Source organism: Yaniella soli, from assembly GCF_054782375.1.
In genome coordinates this window covers 74,162-89,960 of the sequence record NZ_BAAGSP010000004.1, presented here as the reverse complement: position 1 = coordinate 89,960, position 15,799 = coordinate 74,162, and the positions used below count along the sequence as shown (strand labels likewise).

At 60.4% G+C, this 15,799-nt stretch carries 15 protein-coding genes; 7 read left to right on the top strand and 8 right to left on the bottom strand.

Going from position 1 to position 15,799, the window contains the following annotated elements:
* Nucleotides 1-218 precede the first annotated feature (218 nt).
* Both ahcY and ACYVJT_RS03290 read right to left on the bottom strand, forming a co-directional pair.
* Entirely contained in the window at nt 219-1,760 is a 1,542-nt protein-coding gene (gene ahcY, locus ACYVJT_RS03295; RefSeq protein ID WP_343955537.1) for an adenosylhomocysteinase, read from the bottom strand.
* A 73-nt stretch (nt 1,761-1,833) separates the two neighbouring features.
* Entirely contained in the window at nt 1,834-2,217 is a 384-nt protein-coding gene (locus tag ACYVJT_RS03290; protein ID WP_343955539.1) for a DUF3499 domain-containing protein, read from the bottom strand.
* 50 nt (nt 2,218-2,267) lie between these two features.
* Between ACYVJT_RS03290 and ACYVJT_RS03285 the strand changes: the two genes are divergently transcribed.
* Complete coding sequence (locus ACYVJT_RS03285) at nt 2,268-2,624, top strand: hypothetical protein (protein WP_343955541.1); 357 nt, start codon at nt 2,268-2,270, stop codon at nt 2,622-2,624.
* Nucleotides 2,625-2,637: 13 nt separating this feature from the next.
* Here ACYVJT_RS03285 and ACYVJT_RS03280 read toward each other — a convergent pair whose 3' ends face one another.
* The 3 genes from ACYVJT_RS03280 to ACYVJT_RS03270 are packed head-to-tail and all read right to left on the bottom strand — an operon-like array spanning nt 2,638 to nt 8,428.
* Nucleotides 2,638-4,401 carry a DUF5719 family protein gene (locus ACYVJT_RS03280; protein WP_343955543.1) on the bottom strand — a complete coding sequence of 588 codons (1,764 nt, stop codon included), beginning with the start codon at nt 4,399-4,401 and terminating at the stop codon, nt 2,638-2,640.
* Complete coding sequence (locus ACYVJT_RS03275; RefSeq protein WP_343955546.1) at nt 4,394-7,894, bottom strand: glycosyltransferase; 3,501 nt, start codon at nt 7,892-7,894, stop codon at nt 4,394-4,396. The genes ACYVJT_RS03280 and ACYVJT_RS03275 overlap by 8 nt, the downstream gene beginning before the upstream one ends.
* A 3-nt stretch (nt 7,895-7,897) precedes the next feature.
* Nucleotides 7,898-8,428 (bottom strand): WhiB family transcriptional regulator, encoded by a 531-nt coding sequence (locus ACYVJT_RS03270; RefSeq protein WP_343955548.1) that lies wholly within the window; start codon nt 8,426-8,428, stop codon nt 7,898-7,900.
* A 285-nt stretch (nt 8,429-8,713) separates the two neighbouring features.
* On the opposite strand from ACYVJT_RS03270, the gene ACYVJT_RS03265 reads away from it, so the two are divergent.
* Nucleotides 8,714-9,376 carry a TIGR03089 family protein gene (locus ACYVJT_RS03265; protein WP_343955550.1) on the top strand — a complete coding sequence of 221 codons (663 nt, stop codon included), beginning with the start codon at nt 8,714-8,716 and terminating at the stop codon, nt 9,374-9,376.
* A 9-nt stretch (nt 9,377-9,385) separates the two neighbouring features.
* Here ACYVJT_RS03265 and ACYVJT_RS03260 read toward each other — a convergent pair whose 3' ends face one another.
* Entirely contained in the window at nt 9,386-9,922 is a 537-nt protein-coding gene (locus ACYVJT_RS03260; RefSeq protein ID WP_343955552.1) for a GtrA family protein, read from the bottom strand.
* Between the two features lie 188 nt (nt 9,923-10,110).
* Between ACYVJT_RS03260 and ACYVJT_RS03255 the strand changes: the two genes are divergently transcribed.
* Genes ACYVJT_RS03255 through ACYVJT_RS03235 form a run of 5 tightly spaced genes read left to right on the top strand, consistent with a single transcriptional unit; the run spans nt 10,111 to nt 14,991 of the window.
* Nucleotides 10,111-11,271 (top strand): 5-(carboxyamino)imidazole ribonucleotide synthase, encoded by a 1,161-nt coding sequence (locus ACYVJT_RS03255; protein WP_343955554.1) that lies wholly within the window; start codon nt 10,111-10,113, stop codon nt 11,269-11,271.
* A 12-nt stretch (nt 11,272-11,283) separates the two neighbouring features.
* Nucleotides 11,284-11,820, top strand: coding sequence for a 5-(carboxyamino)imidazole ribonucleotide mutase (purE, locus tag ACYVJT_RS03250; RefSeq protein ID WP_343955556.1), 537 nt, complete (start codon nt 11,284-11,286; stop codon nt 11,818-11,820).
* Between the two features lie 52 nt (nt 11,821-11,872).
* Nucleotides 11,873-13,504 carry an LCP family glycopolymer transferase gene (locus ACYVJT_RS03245; RefSeq protein WP_343955558.1) on the top strand — a complete coding sequence of 544 codons (1,632 nt, stop codon included), beginning with the start codon at nt 11,873-11,875 and terminating at the stop codon, nt 13,502-13,504.
* A 29-nt stretch (nt 13,505-13,533) separates the two neighbouring features.
* Nucleotides 13,534-14,730 (top strand): mannose-6-phosphate isomerase, class I, encoded by a 1,197-nt coding sequence (manA, locus tag ACYVJT_RS03240; protein ID WP_343955560.1) that lies wholly within the window; start codon nt 13,534-13,536, stop codon nt 14,728-14,730.
* Nucleotides 14,731-14,754: 24 nt separating this feature from the next.
* Nucleotides 14,755-14,991 carry a hypothetical protein gene (locus ACYVJT_RS03235; protein ID WP_343955562.1) on the top strand — a complete coding sequence of 79 codons (237 nt, stop codon included), beginning with the start codon at nt 14,755-14,757 and terminating at the stop codon, nt 14,989-14,991.
* Between the two features lie 67 nt (nt 14,992-15,058).
* Here the strand turns inward: ACYVJT_RS03235 and ACYVJT_RS03230 are convergent, their stop codons facing one another.
* Nucleotides 15,059-15,304, bottom strand: coding sequence for a hypothetical protein (locus ACYVJT_RS03230; protein ID WP_343955564.1), 246 nt, complete (start codon nt 15,302-15,304; stop codon nt 15,059-15,061).
* Between the two features lie 17 nt (nt 15,305-15,321).
* Complete coding sequence (locus tag ACYVJT_RS03225) at nt 15,322-15,483, bottom strand: hypothetical protein (RefSeq protein ID WP_499418094.1); 162 nt, start codon at nt 15,481-15,483, stop codon at nt 15,322-15,324.
* Nucleotides 15,484-15,799 lie beyond the last annotated feature (316 nt).

Sequence of the window (15,799 nt, the reverse complement as noted above, 5' to 3'; positions counted from 1 at the left end):
TGGCCCGGTCCCAACCGTCACACGTTCACCCAACCGCCGTCGCGGCCAGAATCGAATCAGCCGCAATCGAGCATTAACTCAGCTACTGCAAAGCAGATCCGCAGGCGAATGGCAGACGCAACCTTCTCTACAGTGGTTATCCAAACCACTGCAGTTAACAGAAAAACTGCCCCGGCATACTGCATGAAAGCAACACCGAGGCAGTTTTGAGCTGATTTTTAGTAGCGGTAATGATCCGGCTTATATGGACCCGCAATATCGACACCAAGGTACTCAGCCTGGGTCTTCGTTAACTCGGTTAGCTCGGCTCCTAGAGCACCTAAGTGCAGGCGAGCAACCTGCTCATCCAATAATTTCGGTAGCACGTGCACGCCAGTCTCATAGGTTTTACCGGTGATGGAACCGGTCCCACCTTCAGCATGGAACAACTCGATCTGGGCAATGACCTGGTTCGTGAACGAAGCCGACATCACAAACGATGGATGTCCGGTCGCGTTCCCCAGGTTCAGCAAGCGTCCCTCCGAAAGAACAATGATGGAACGCTCTTTATCAGTACCCTGATCAAACACCCACTCGTGAACCTGTGGTTTGATCTCAATCTTCTGCACGCCAGGTACCTGCCCCAGGCCAGCCATATCGATCTCATTGTCAAAGTGCCCGACGTTGCCCACGATGGCTTTGTCCTTCATCGCCAGCATATCCTCGGCCATGATGATGTCACGGCCACCGGTGGTCGTCACGAAAATGTCACCGGTACCAACAACGTCCTCAAGACGCGCCACCTGATAGCCATCCATCGCAGCCTGCAACGCGATAATCGGGTCAATCTCGCAGACAATCACGCGGGCGCCCTGACCTCTCAGCGCATCAGCAGCGCCCTTTCCAACGTCCCCGTAACCCGCAATCACAGCGGTCTTGCCACCGATCAACACGTCGGTAGCACGCATGATGCCGTCAGGCAGCGAGTGACGGATGCCATACTTGTTGTCGAACTTCGATTTGGTAACCGAATCGTTGACGTTGATCGCGGGGAAGCGCAGCTCGCCGGACTCAAACATCTGGTTCAAACGCAGCACACCAGTCGTAGTTTCTTCGGTGACGCCACGCAGGTTATTGGCAACACGGGTCCAACGCTGATCATCGGCAGCCATCGAAGCCCGCAACGTTTCTAGGATGACCTTATATTCGTCAGGATCATCTTCGCTTGCAGCCGGAACCATGCCGACAGCTTCGAATTCAGCACCCTTATGTACCAACAGCGTGGCGTCCCCGCCATCATCGAGGATCATGTTCGGACCAAGCTCAGCGTCTTCTTCGGCACCTGGCCACAAGAAAATCTGCTCGGCGGCCCACCAGTACTGTTCTAGGGTCTCGTTCTTCCATGCGAAGACTGGCACACCATTGGGCTGCTGTGGGGTGCCGTCACCAACAACGATCGCGGCTGCGGCCTCGTCCTGAGTGGAGAAAATATTGCACGACGCCCAACGAACCTCGGCCCCCAGAGCAACGAGGGTCTCAATGAGGACTGCGGTCTGGACGGTCATATGCAACGAACCTGCAATGCGGGCACCCTTGAGCGGCTGCGATTCACCGTATTGTTCGCGCAGTGCCATCAGGCCTGGCATTTCGTGTTCGGCTAACCGGATCTGGTGGCGGCCGGCTTCATGGGCGGTGATGTCGCGAATCGCGAAATCGAAGGCGGCGCCTGGAACAGTCGTTGTATTCGAAAAGGCCGGGTCTACGGCAGGCGTAATAGTCATGGTGACAACACTACTTGCTGAAACCGTTTCGGGCAGTCAGCATGCAACGCGAAGTCACATAGTCGCCGGGATATTATTCGGGACGCAACAGGCGCAAATTGTTCGGCTGTTCGGCCATGAGTTCCGGACGGGTTGGTGCCACGGAGCGATCAACCTGCTGGATGGTTCCCGAGCTCGCGTCGGCGGGTTCATCCTCGTCCTCGGGGGCGTTCACAGCGTTGGCGACAGCGAGGAGATCATCGGTGTCCTCGTCAAGCTCGGCTGTCAGGCGCAAGAATTCCCAGCCCACCGGAGCGGTAAATTGTTGGGCGTGCTTGGCGCATAAATCATGGGCGTGGGGTTCGGCACGTTGCGACATTGGTCCGAGCACGACGGTCGATTCCGCGTAGTTAAACGTCAGCGTTGCTGCGGCTGGATTGGAGCAAGCGGTCTTGGTGCATATTCGTTGAGTTCCCACAACAGGTCAGTGTACAGCACGGGTGAAAGTGGGGTTGTTATGGTTGGGGTGTGGCTGGATTCTTTTCACGCGAACGGCACGGTCGGCGAACATATGCTGCGAACCGGTTTGATCACGCGTTGGGTATCGCGCATCGCTGGTTTCTTGACCAGGTCGGTGAGGTCGCGTCCATTCAATATGTGACGGCACCTGCGGATATGGATTGGTGGCAGCAGGATACGACTCCTCCGTTGATCACCGGCGGTCTCACCGAATCCGGCGCCGTCACGTTGACCTTGCATCGCAAATTTATTGAGCTCAGAGTCATTGACGAATCGCTGTTGCCCGAGATGCTCTATGAGTTATTGATCGGTGAATGGGCGGCGCTGACTGGCCAGTCAATGGCTGAGATTGATCCGAACTTCTAGTACCGACGCGCTCTTAGTATCCCAAGCGTACGGGCAAGCCAGATCCGGTTTCGCTGACGGTATTGACCGGCATGGCCGAAATTCCGGCCGAAGAGTCGACCATGACTCCGGCATGCACGGCGTTCGAACCGGTTTCGACCAGGTATGCGGAGGCTTCTTCGTCAACGGTTACCGCGGAATCTGCTGCTATTTCTTGGGTAAATTCTTCGCCCATCTGGCCCTCGGCATCCACGGGTGTGATGGTCACGGTGGCGTCTTCGGACGAGGTAAGCACCAGCTGTGATTCCGGTTCGGCCACCGACGGTAACGCGACCATGGTTTCGCCGCGGATGGGTGCTGTCGATGGCATGTAGGCGGTATCGATGGCCGAGGTGTTGCCGGTGGCGTCCTCGTTATCGCCGGCCGGATTGTATGCCAGTGATGTCGCGGAGGCCGCCACGGTAGCGTCGGCATCGATTTCTACCGAGTAGGTCCCGGGTTCAACACCGCTCAGATCGACCGTGGTGGTTGCACCCGGTGCCAATTCGATAGCGGAGGCTTCTGTTGGCAGATCGACGGCGCCGTCGGGTCCGCGCAGGGTGATGGTCGCCGAGGCGGCGGAACCGGTTGAGGCCACGTGCAGAGTTGGGCTTTGACCGTCGAGCCCGGAACCGTCGGCAATGTCTGCGGCGTCATCATCAATGGTGAGTCCCGGGATGACGACGTTGGAGCCCGTGGTGGCCGCCTGCAGGGTGTCGACGCCCGCCGGGACGATGCCGTCCAACCGGTGCTGTTGAATATCTGCGCTGACGGGTCCACCCGATGACGAAACTTGCACGGCCACTGAGTTTTCGCCCGGCGCCAGACCTGCCACGAGCATGGATTGGGTTTGGCCCGGGGCCAGGACGATGCCGGATGCGCCGGAGGCATCAATCGGACCGTCTTCGCCATAGACCGTGAGATTGACGGTCGAGTTGGTTGCCGACGGGTTGCTGACGGTCACAACCGAGGTGGTGCCGGTGGTGGTGGTCGCCCCGGGGAGCCAGTGTTGGTGGGCGGCAGATCCACAGGCGGCCACGGACATACCGGCGAGGTCACCGTCGGTGGCGGCATACTGTGCCGACGCTGCCGCGGTACCCGGACTACCGCCGACGGGTTCGGTGGCCAGTGCGATGGGTAGGCCGGATTCGTCGGGGTCGGAGATGACTTCGTAGTGAGCGTTATTGGCGACGGTACCATCGGTCGCGGCGGTGGCCGGTGGGCCCTGCTGTGTTTCTTCATCCAGCGACTCGGTGATTTGGGTGGTCGAGGGTTGCTCGGCCGGGTCTGTTTCCGTCGCGTAGTAGGAGATGCCCGGGATGTTGCCGGCCAGATCGGATGTGGCGGCGACGGCCAGTGCCGAGACTGCGTCGGAGGAGTCGGGTGAGAAGTCGAGGTCCCCGCCATCTTCGGAGCCTTCGGGCAGCATCGGCATCCCGGGGCACACACTGTAGGTCGGGGTGGCGGGCAGTTGCGCGGCCTGGGCTGCGGTGTTCATGTCGGGGGCATCGGGTGCCCAGAGACTGCCCGCGGCGGTGATGGCTGCGACGGCGGCCACGGCACCGAGTCCAAACACGACCGCGGCGCGTTTGGAGGGCCCTTTTTTGTCGAGGCGACGCAAGGCTGCTTCGCGGCGGCGTGCGCGTGCGGTCGAGCCCTTGTCTGCGGCGGTTGAGCCCGAGTGCGAGCTTGTCTGGTCCGGTGTTTCGTCGGGCGTGTGCTCGTCGGTGGTTTCGTCCGGGGTGTTTTCGTCAGTCATTGACCCTCCGTGTGGTGCGGCGAGCCCGAGTGGGGATGCCAAGCAGCAGGGTGATCAGTGCCAGGATGCCGGGGATCCACCAGAGCCATTTGCCCGCGGCTGGAGCGTAGTTCATGGTCAGGTTGCCGCCTGTTTCGGGCAGGGCAAAGGATTGCACCCATTCGGGGTTGGATGCGGTGGCTTCGAGTTCTTCGCCGTCGAGGTAGGCCCGGAAGCCGGGGTTGGCCCGTTCGGCGATGACGAGTTCGCGCGGTGCATCTGCTTCGGGCAATTCGACGTCGATGGAACCGTCCGCGTTGCTCGCAGCGATGGCGACGGTCTGGTCGTCTTGGGTGATGCGTGCCCGGGCGGTTGCGGTGCCGCGTGGTTCGGTCACGCCGTCTTCGGTGAGGACATCGACCCCTGCTTGGGTGGCGTCTTCGTCGTCTGATTCGACATCTTCGGGCAGCACACGCCAGAGCCAGCCAGCGTTGGAGTGTCCAACCGGAGCCATGCCGGGAGCGGCGTCAATACCAGCCGCCAGCGAGGTTTCGGTGCCCGATGGGTCGGTGAGCACCACGTAGCCGGCGCCGAGGGCGTCGAGTGTTGGCCGTGGATCAGCGTCGGCACCGGCGGTGAGTTGGGCGGCGACGGTACGTAGGGCGTTATCGGCGTCATCGGACCCCGCGGATTCTGGGTTGAACAGCCCGCCAGCTACGGAGCGTGAAGTCCAGGTGCCGGTCATGTCGTCGAGCATGGTGCCGGCCCCGGAAACCAGGTGGGTGCGGATGCCTTCGGAGGTTCGGGTGATGACCAAGGTGCGGGTTTGCAGTTCGGACAGTGCCGAGTCGATTGCGGTGGCGGGTAGTGCATGCTGTTGGACACCGGTGACCGATGATGTGCCGGTCGGCTGGGCCAAGCTTGCCCGGGAGGATTCCAGATCGCCCGAGTCGTCTGGCTCGGCTGCGGGAACGGGTTCTGCATCGGTAGAGGCTAAGGCATCGGCTACCGTGCGTTCGGACAGGGCATCGGAGCGCGCCTGGGTAAGCGCTTCATTGGGCACCATGCGCGGGGTCAGCCATAAACCGGTCGACACGACACCTGTGACGACGAGTGCGGTGGTGACGGTCCGGGCGGGCCAGCCGGCGCGCAGTCTCACGGTGGCCAGTCCGGTGCGGCGTTGGGATGTGCCCACGGTCAGGTAGTTGACTCCGATGATGGCTGCGATGAGCCATCCTGCCCAGGCCAGTGAGACGGCCGGGGTCGTCGACAGTGCGACGGGCACACCGGTTTGGTCCACGGCGAAGATGAATCCGGAGTTTGCGGTGGCTACTGCCAGGCCGATGAATCCGGTGAGTACCCCGGCGCGGGCGAGATTGCCGCCGACGCCCGGGGCGATGGCACCGATGATGGCTGCTACCAGGACGGGGATGGCGATGATGCCGACGAAGATGCCGGCCCAGGGTAGCGACGCGTTGGCGAAGTCGAGCCAGGGCAGTTCGGCGAGTCCTGCGTCGAGTGCGGTGTTGTGTGGTAGCCCGAGCAAGAGTTGCCACGTTGGCGCGGGGTCGTAGCCGGCCGGGGCTCCCGGGTCGGCGAAGATGGCACGCAGATCGGTACCGTGGGTGATCACCGCGGGCAACAGTGTGGTGGCTGCGAGCAGCGGAGTCCACCACAGCACTTTGGCGGTAGAGCGCAACACCAGCATGACGACGATGAGTCCCGCGGTCAGCGGTAGGAACATCGATGGCGCGACCGCGGTGATGACGGTCAACAGGATGGCAAGCCAGGCCGCTGCGGTCAACGAAGTGGTCGACCGGGCGTCTCGGGCCTTGCGGCCAAACAGGACCGGGCGCTGGCCCAGCGAATCGTCGTCGGTGCGGTCGTGTGTCAGCGAGCGGAACAGTTCGATGTCGTCGGCTTTGTACCCGATGGCGCGCAGTAGGGCCAGTACCAGCCACGGCAACACCAGGTGCGTCACAAGGCCACCCAGCCGGCCTTCAGTCAAAGAGACGAGCAGCACCGGGGCGCCAGCCCAGACGATGCCCGCGGCAAAACGCAGATATCTGGAAGAGGTGATGGCACCGGTCAGCACCCAGGCCCCGAGCCCGGCCAATGGCAGGGCAAGGATCCAGAGCCACACCAGGGTCATCGAGGCATTGGTGGTCAAGCCGAAGAGTGCGAGCAGCCATCCGAATGGTCCGTCGTAACCGGCGGCTCCGGCACCGGCCTGGGCCCATCCGCTCGCGGCCTTGTGCACGATCGCGGCCAGGTCGTTGCTGACGGGGAGGAGGTTGCCTCCGGCAAGTGCGGGGACGCCGATAAGGTGGCGTAGCCCGAGCAGTGTGACGGCACCGAAGAGCACCACGAGGGTGACCGCGCCGATGCCGACCCAGTTGCGATCGGGGGTGGCCATTTCTTCGAAATCATCGTGTCCACCGGTGGCTTGTTGCGGAGTGAGCGAACTACCGGTTCCGTCACCGATGACTCGGTCGGGTTCGGAGACTTCGAGTACCGAGCGGCGGTAGTCTCGCACTCTGGCGCGGGAAGGACGCAACTCGTCGACGGTGTCATGGGGCCTGGTCCGGGTCGCGGCTGCCGTCTTGCGCGAGCGTTGCAGGGCGAGCGGTCGGGTCAGGGTTCGCATGACGCCGCCGGCTTGCGCAGCACCGGTGGCGGGGTCTTTGACGAACAGTCCGGCGATGACCAGCCCGAGTGCAGCGAAGAATCCCCAGAGCCAGCCGCCAAGCATTGCGAAGAAACCGGTGTGTTTGAGCCGCAGCCAGCGTGCTGCAGCCCAGGCGTCGGAGACGGCGGGTTCTGCAGGCGGGGTATCGTGCTGGACTTGTGCTGCTGCGACGACGGCGACCCGGTGGCCTGCCAGACGTGCGCGCCAGCACAGGTCCACGGTGCCAACCAGATTCGGGGTGAGCGGATCGAAGCCGCCCAGAGCATCCCAGACGTCGGATTTCACGAGCATGCCGGGTAGCGAGACCGCGAAGGTGTCGGTGCGGTGGTCGTATTGGCCCTGGTCGAGTTCGCCGGGTTCGATCATCGACAGCACGTCACCGTTGTGGGCGACGGTCAAGCCCACGTTGAGTAGGCGCCTGTCGGAAAGTTGTTTGGCCCCGGCGATGGCGACCGACGGAGAAATCTCTACGGCCTTGAGCTGGTTGGCCAGTGTGGTGTCGGTGACGACGGTGTCGTCGGTGAGGAACCACATCCACGATTGCGCGTCGGTTGTCCGAGCGGTTTCTTGGGATGCTGCGACCACATCGGTGAGCTGGTCTGCGAGTGCACTCTGGTGGTCCCGAACGATGTGGTGTGGTTCCAGTCCGTGCCGGGCCATGAGCCGGTCTAGGTTATCGAGTACAGCTTGTTCTACCGTGTCAGGGGTCACTACCACCGCGGTATCGAGTCCGACCTGTCCATTGAGCGCGGACGTGAATACCTCGGTGGTAGCGTCGGCGGGATGTTCAAGAACGAATATCCCGGTGATGTGGTAGTTCGCCACCAGTTATGAAGATTTCTTGCGTAGTCGACGACGCTCGCGTTCCGACATGCCACCCCAAATGCCAAAACGCTCGTCGTTGGAGAGCGCGTATTCCAAGCACTGCTGTTTCACGGGGCATGCACCGCAGACTTTCTTGGCGTCGCGTGTGGAACCGCCTTTTTCCGGGAAGAATGCTTCCGGGTCGGTCTGGGCACACAGGGCATCGGCCTGCCAGGCAAGTTGACCGTCATCGGCGGTGTCGCCAAATCCAGGCAGCGCTTCCCAGAGGTCGCTCAGTGGCTGAACTTCAGGCTCAGCGGTGATGCCGGGGTGCAGTGCAGTGACCGTGGCAGCTGGAGCGTCATCGGAAGCACTATCGGCAAGCGCGTCATGAGCGGCGAGGTAGGCGGTGGCTCGGTCATCGAGCGTGGCGACATCCTGTCCGGCGCTGGGATCGACTGGATCAACAAACCAGTCAACAGGAACTTCTCGTCCGTTACGAGTTACGGATTGGCTCTCGCGAACGGAATGCTCCGTCCGTTGTGCATTGTCCATAGGTCCCTTCCTGAAATTCCCATCGGGCACTCAGCATGCCCGGCAACAAGTTATACTGCCATCAACACGGCATCTCGTCACGGTGAGTAATCTATTGTACTGCTTCCTAATTACACCGTTGTAACTCGTCTTTAGTCAAGCTCAGAACGGGCCAAACAAGCGCCTGCCAGACAATTCACAGTCAATATTCAGTCTGTCAGCACACGGTTTTGTGTCATCTCACCTGCGGTAATACGACGAAATGGTAAGCATAGGAAGCAACCTTGTTGCAGTCAAAAGGACATCATGATTTCACTGGCACCCACGCCCTCCAATGACCCCCTGGAGCCCGGATCCGACCTGATCGCACATCTCGCGGGTTCCGCCCGTCCGGCGATTATCCACTATTCGGGCCAGGAACGCACCGAGCTGTCGGGCAGGGTGGCCGTCAACTGGGCCACCAAAACCACACACCTCATCGACTCCTACGGCATTGCCACACCCGATGAGCTCTTCGTCGATCTGCCGGTGACCTGGCGATCGGTGGCGCTGATGCTCGGGGCTGCCTGGTGCGATCTGACCTGCACCGCTGAGCCGGCAGACGCGACAGCTATTCTCACGGACCGTCCCGATGCTCATATGGCGCATGCGGCAGAAATTTTTGTGACGCATCACCAGACTGTCGATGCGGCGCTGGTCGATGTTGATGACGAGGTGCTGTCCCACGCAGACCAAGCGTTGCTGCCGGTCCCCGATCTCATTGGCAACGCCGCGACACAAGCCGATCATCCATTATCGGTCGACGTGCGACGTGGCGGGGTGGTCCTCGATGCACAAGATCAACGACTTGATACTGCGATCTGGTGGGCCATCATTGAGGCATGGCGGCGCAGTCAACCAGTTGTACTCGTGGAAGGCGCCGATGCGGCACAGCGGGCGCGGATCATCGACACGGAACGTCTCGACTAACGGTACGCGCTAGTTTCTGGATTCGTTGCGGGGTTCGTCATCGACCTGCGGGATGGCGCCCGTGAAGACCTCGCGGTCGTGTGCCGCGGCTGGATCGGCCTCGATGGCCTCGGTAAAGACCCACAGCCGGTAGGAGATAAACCGGAAGATGGTGGCAAAACCCAAACCGATCACGTTGCCAAAGAGCACCATGCCACCGGCCGAGGTGACATCCAGGACATATTTGGCGAGGAACACGAACGCGGCCTGAATACCCGCACCAATGCCGTTCATCACGAGAAACAGCACGAGCTCGCGCATGACATTTGATTGGCGACGGTTGCGGAACGTCCAGTAGCGGTTGGCCACCCAGGAAAAGACGGTGGCCACCGCGGTTGCGACGACTTTGGCTTTCACCGCGGAATCTTCCATCGGACCGGTGATGAGCCATACAAAAATACCGGTATCAATAAAGAAGCCGATCCCACCGACGACACCAAATTTGGCCATTTCACGCCACAGAAGGTGCACGAGGGCGACGATGCGATCCCGTAGGTTTTTGAGCATCGCTCCTCCTTACGTGGCGTTGACGGTGGCGTTTAGGTCGTAGATACTCTAACCCCTCGAACCTGATAATTGCCTGAACACGGCAATGATCCGGCCATTTGACCCACGAGACTGCTCGTCACCGCACGGAGCGTGTCGCGTGCCACCAGCCACCCACGCCATCAGCGAAAGCAAGCTACTGTAGAAGGGTGAGTTTTCCAACAGTAGGTGTAGTAGGCGGTGGCCAGTTAGCCCGCATGATGGCTCCGGTCGCGATCAATCTTGGCGTGAAATTACATGTGCTCGCCGAAGCTGACGACGTGTCAGCAACAACGGCGGCCAGCTTCACGGTGGGCGATTACAAGGAGTACGACACGCTCGCGGCCTTTGCCGAGAGCGTCGATGTCGTCACGTTTGACCATGAACATGTACCCACCGAGCATCTGCAGCGTCTCGAGGCTGCCGGAGTGCAGCTCGCCCCGGGCCCGGGTGCCCTGGTCTACGCCCAAGACAAACTGGCGATGCGCCAGAAAATGGCCGAGCTGAAGCTGCCACAACCCGACTGGCGTGCAGTTTCTTCGGTCGAGGAACTGGTGGCCGCCGCAGACGAGATCGGATTTCCCGTCGTATTGAAAACGCCACGCGGTGGCTACGACGGCAAAGGCGTCTGGGTGCTCGACTCAGCCGAACACGCCCGACAGACCCACACCTGGTTCGACGGCACACATCAGGCACTCTTGGTCGAGGCGAAAGTCGATTTCGCCAGTGAACTCTCAGCCCAGATCGCGCGGTCGACCACGGGTGAAACCATCACGTATCCGGTAATTGAAACCATCCAGACCGATGGTGTGGCTGACATCGTGAAAGCCCCGGCACCGAATCTGGAGACGGCAACCGCCCACGCGGCTCGTGCAGCTGCCGACACGATCGCCACTGCGGTGGGCGTCACGGGCATGCTGGCCGTCGAGCTCTTCCACACTCCGGATTCCGAAGCCGGGTTCATGATCAATGAGTTGGCAATGCGACCACACAACACCGGACACTGGACCCAAGACGGCGCGGTGACCAGCCAGTTTGAACAACACCTGCGCGCGGTACTCGGCCTGCCACTGGGGTCTACGGATCCGGTGGTTCCCTATACGGTGATGAAGAATTATTTGGGCGCCGAAAACGAAGATCTCTACGGCGCGTTTCCGTTGGCGATGCGAAAATACCCGCACGCCAAGGTGCATGCTTACGGCAAATCGGTGCGTCCCGGGCGTAAAATCGGACACGTCAACGTGCTCGCCATCGATGGAAACCTCGATGCGGCACTCGACGCTGCCATCGACGCGGCGAACATTATTCGCCACGGCACCACCGACTATTAGAAGGAGCTTTGTGTGACGCATTTATCCCAAACCCCGCGAGTTGGTGTGGTCATGGGCTCGGACTCAGACTGGCCCGTCATGCTAGCAGCAGCCGAGGCACTCGCCGAGTTCGATATACCCCACGAAGTCCAGGTGGTCTCGGCACACCGTATGCCACAGGAAATGCTCGAATACGGCACCAGTGCCGCAGAGCGCGGATTATCAGTCATCATCGCTGGTGCAGGTGGTGCCGCACATTTACCGGGTATGCTGGCATCCACCACCCCGCTGCCGGTGATCGGTGTCCCGGTTCAGCTCAAAACCCTCGACGGCATGGACTCATTGTTGTCCATCGTCCAAATGCCCGCCGGGGTGCCTGTGGCGACCGTGTCGATCAACGGCGCACGAAACGCCGGGCTCCTGGCCGTGAAAATGTTGGCTGCCAACACCGATGACGATGCGCTACGCCTACGCGAAGCGCTCACCACATTCTCGGCAGACCTCAAGGACCAAGCACAAGCAAAAGGCCAAAACCTCAAAAAGCGGCTCGCACAGCCCGAGAGCAGCTAAACTGTCTGATTCGGTTGCATAACAAACTTCCCCCGACCCATATCGAGTAGCAGTGACGAACACTTCAACGCGTACCGCAGGCAAATCCGAGCGGCAGATCCGCCGAGAACTCAATGAACGACTGCGCCGCTTAGAATATAGCGGTGGCGCCAAGGACCCGATCACTGATCCGACCGACGGCACCTTCGCCCAGCGTGCCAAACGTGCATTGCTCCTCATCGGGCTGACCACACTGGTACCCGGCGGCGCACAATCCGTCACAGGGAATCGTCGGCTGGGACGCATCGGACTGACCGTCACGTTGCTCAACTGGTCGCTCATCGTGCTGGCCATCATCGGGGCCTTTGTGGCCCGAGACTTCATCGTATCGTTAGCGTTCAACCAATTCGTTCAAAGCATCGGAATCTTCTATCTGGCTGCACTGTCGGTCGGCTGGTTCATTTTGTGGTTGGACACCGCCCGAATCATTCGCTTCGTGAAGTTGAAGCCGTCCTCGCGTCCCATCATTGGCATCCTGCTGGTCGTACTCATGGCGGTTACCTCGGGCGCGACGGCCTACGGTGCGTTCATGCTCAATGCGTCAACTTCGTCGCTGGGTTCGATTTTTGGTTCGGGGCCGGCCGTGGATGAATCCGATGGCCGCTATAACATTCTGATCATGGGCGCCGACGCCGGTGAAGGCCGTCAGGGGCTGCGTCCGGATTCCATTTCGGTGGCCTCGATCAATGCCGACACCGGCAAGATCATGCTGTTCTCGATCCCACGCAACTTCCAGAACGCGCGCTTCGCTTCCGATTCACCCCTGTGGGAGGCCTACCCCAACGGATATAGCTGTGGTGACGGGTGCATCATTAACAGTCTCTACACCGACGTCACGCATAACCACAGCAATCTGTATCCCGCGTCCGAAGACCCCGGAGCCGAGGCAATGATGGACGCGGCCTCTGGCATTTTGGGGCTGGAAGTCAACGGCTACGTCATGATCGATATGGACGGGTTCTCCGAACTCATCGACTCGATGGGTGGCGTCGAAGTGACCACCGGCGGGTGGACTCCATACCGTGGCGAGCGCCCGGATGGTGAATGGGGTAACGCCTGGTGGGCTCCGGATACCTATACGTTCAATGGTGACGACGCATTGGGCTTCGCCCGTTCCCGCAACTGGTCCACCGACTATTCGCGTATCCAGCGTCAACAATGTGTCCAACAGGCGATGCTCTCGCAATTCGATGTACCCACCCTGCTCACGAGGTTCGAAGGTATCCTGGGTGCCGGTGAACAAATGGTCGAAACCTCCATCCCGCAGTCTCAAGTTGGCAGCTTCTTGAACTTGGGGATCAAATCACAGCGACAAGATATGGAACGCCTGACGATTGGTGCCCCGGACTTCGGTGATCAGGGCGAACAGTTCTCGACGTATCCTGACTTCGATGAGGTACACCAGCGGGTCGATGAAATGCTCGCCGAGGACGGCACCCCGCCGTCTGCGCACCTGCTGCAACCGACCCTGGGCATGTACCTGGCAGAAACCGAGCAAGATCCGTCCGCGGGTTGGGAGCCGGTGCCGACCCAGCCCGACGGTAGTGAAATCACCGAGGAATACCTGATGTGGGCCGAAGACACCGGACAAGAAAACCTGCTGAGCGAAGCCGCCGAAACCAACCACCAATGCCATCCGGGCTAGACTCCATCACGAACAGAAAGGCCAATCATTTGACCAATCGTGACCCGTCCGGTTCGACCCAAGCGCTATATCGGCTGAGCGCCCCGATCAAGGACTATGCGTGGGGATCGACCACGCTGCTTGCCGATCTCACCGGCGCACCACGGACCACCACCCCGCAGGCTGAGATGTGGTTTGGCACCCATCCCACCACACCGACCCGTCTGGACGACGGCCGGAGCCTGGCCGATTTGGCGGATCTGCCCTACCTGGTCAAATTACTGGCAGCCGAACAGCCCCTGTCGATTCAAGCGCACCCAACCATCGCCCAAGCACAGGCCGGCTTCGCGGCCGAAAACGCGGCGGGCATACCACTGGATGACCCCGAGCGGACCTACCGGGACGCAAATCACAAACCCGAAATGCTGGTGGCGCTCACCGATTTCACAGCGCTGGCAGGATTCCGTGACCCAAAGGCATCAGCCGAGACGTTTACCACCCTTGCGCAGTTGGTCGATGACGCCGCGCTCACCGCGACGCTACAGACCATGGCGCGTCAGTTGGCACAGGGCAAGCTGAAAGACGTCTTTGGTCAACTCGTCGACACCGACGGGCCGTTCTGGCAACCTGCAGGGTGGACCCAAGCCATCTTCACCGCGGTCGAAGCAGCCGACGTCGATGATGAAAACCTCCGCAACGCTTTGGCCGCGGCACACATCCACCCGGATGATCCCGGTGCGTTGGTTACACTGCTCATGAACTTGACGCACTTGGCACCGGGCGAAGCTATCTTCGTGCCTGATGGGACCATCCACGCCTATGTTTCGGGACTTGGGCTCGAGATCATGGCCACCTCGGATAACGTCATCCGCGGCGGGCTCACCGTCAAACACATCGATATCGATGAACTGGATCGCGTGGTCAGCTATTCGCCCAGCCGACCACCGCTTTTGTCTCCCACCGTGAAACACCACGAAAACGTACTCGTCACCCAGTTTGATCCACCGGTAGAAGACTTTGAGCTCAACCGTTATGACGTACCTGCCGACTCGGGTATGCGTATCGCCGCTGGGGCGCCACATGTTGTGGTGTGCACGCATGGCTCGGGGCAGCTGAGCTCCAATGGTGAGGTCGTGGACGTCTCCCCCGGGACCGGCGTCTACCTGCCCGGTGACGAGCACGACGTTGATCTATCATCGGCCGCTCATGGCGTGACGATGTTTATCGCCAGCCAGCCTGGACACTGAACAACTGCGCGATAAAATCGGGTCATGCCCAATATCCCAATAGATATTAAAGCGACGGACCAAACCGAAGCGAAACGTATCCTGTCGCTGTACCAGCGAGGTGAACGGCATGGTGTTCTCGAGGAAGAAGTAACCAACGAAGCGTGGAACGCCGGATGGACACCGGTGGGTAGGCCGATCTTTATCGGTCTCAGTAATGGCGAACCAGTACTATACCGGTTCGAGGTGCCGGTCGAGACTAGCCTTGGACGCCACGGCTAACGCAAGGATCTTGAGCTAAACGAACGCCGTAATATTCTGCTGGTTAGGCGTTGCGGCGTAGCATCCGCTATTCGTCGGGGTTGATCTTTTTGTCAGACCAACCGCCGACGAGCATCCCGAGCGGGAACGCAATAATGACGAAGAGCACGACCCCAATGATGGCCACTACCGGGCCTGGCTCGATCACTCCTGCTTCGGTGAGGAGCCAGAACCCGCCGGCAAATACCAGCGCAACGATCAGTACGGTGATGCGTGCAGCTTTCTTACCTAAAACTGGTCCGAAATACCCTTGCACGTTGTTGTTCTCAGCCATGCTTTCCACCGGTCCTTTCAGCTGTCTTTCGGGTCTGCCCCGATGTGCCTATTGGGCTTACGTTGGCGGCGTCGTTCCATCACGGGCGCGAGAAACGGAATGTACACCAGATAGATAAAGGCCAGCAGTATCAGCCAGACCCAGAGCATATTGCCCCACCCGAACTCGGAAATGGACATTCCTTCTTCGTTGAGCCGCCGCCTTCGCGCGCCAGTCACCAAGGCGATCACAGGGATGACCAGCGTTAACAGCGGAAGGCCTAGGTACAGGGCTACCGGACCGAACCCATGGTGCTTCTTCTGGTACCTGTCTCTGAAGCACATATATACATCGTGACATACGCTGGTCATGCATAAACATGATTCGGGGGCGAACCACCCCCCGGATATCCAGGGCCTTGCCGCAAAACCGAAACTACGAAAGGCCGAGGCGTCCGCTCTATCTGCCAGGTTGAGATGAATGGGCACTTTCACGAAACATCCACGGCTGTAGTTG

Excerpts from the sequence above, each read along its gene's own strand:
- ahcY (WP_343955537.1), bottom strand. The coding sequence starts at position 1,760 with ATGACTATTACGCCTGCCGTAGACCCGGCCTTTTCGAATACAACGACT.
- ACYVJT_RS03280 (WP_343955543.1), bottom strand. The coding sequence starts at position 4,401 with ATGACTGACGAAAACACCCCGGACGAAACCACCGACGAGCACACGCCC.
- ACYVJT_RS03270 (WP_343955548.1), bottom strand. The coding sequence starts at position 8,428 with ATGGACAATGCACAACGGACGGAGCATTCCGTTCGCGAGAGCCAATCC.
- ACYVJT_RS03265 (WP_343955550.1), top strand. The coding sequence starts at position 8,714 with ATGATTTCACTGGCACCCACGCCCTCCAATGACCCCCTGGAGCCCGGA.
- ACYVJT_RS03260 (WP_343955552.1), bottom strand. The coding sequence starts at position 9,922 with ATGCTCAAAAACCTACGGGATCGCATCGTCGCCCTCGTGCACCTTCTG.
- ACYVJT_RS03235 (WP_343955562.1), top strand. The coding sequence starts at position 14,755 with ATGCCCAATATCCCAATAGATATTAAAGCGACGGACCAAACCGAAGCG.
- ACYVJT_RS03230 (WP_343955564.1), bottom strand. The coding sequence starts at position 15,304 with ATGGCTGAGAACAACAACGTGCAAGGGTATTTCGGACCAGTTTTAGGT.
- ACYVJT_RS03225 (WP_499418094.1), bottom strand. The coding sequence starts at position 15,483 with ATGTCCATTTCCGAGTTCGGGTGGGGCAATATGCTCTGGGTCTGGCTG.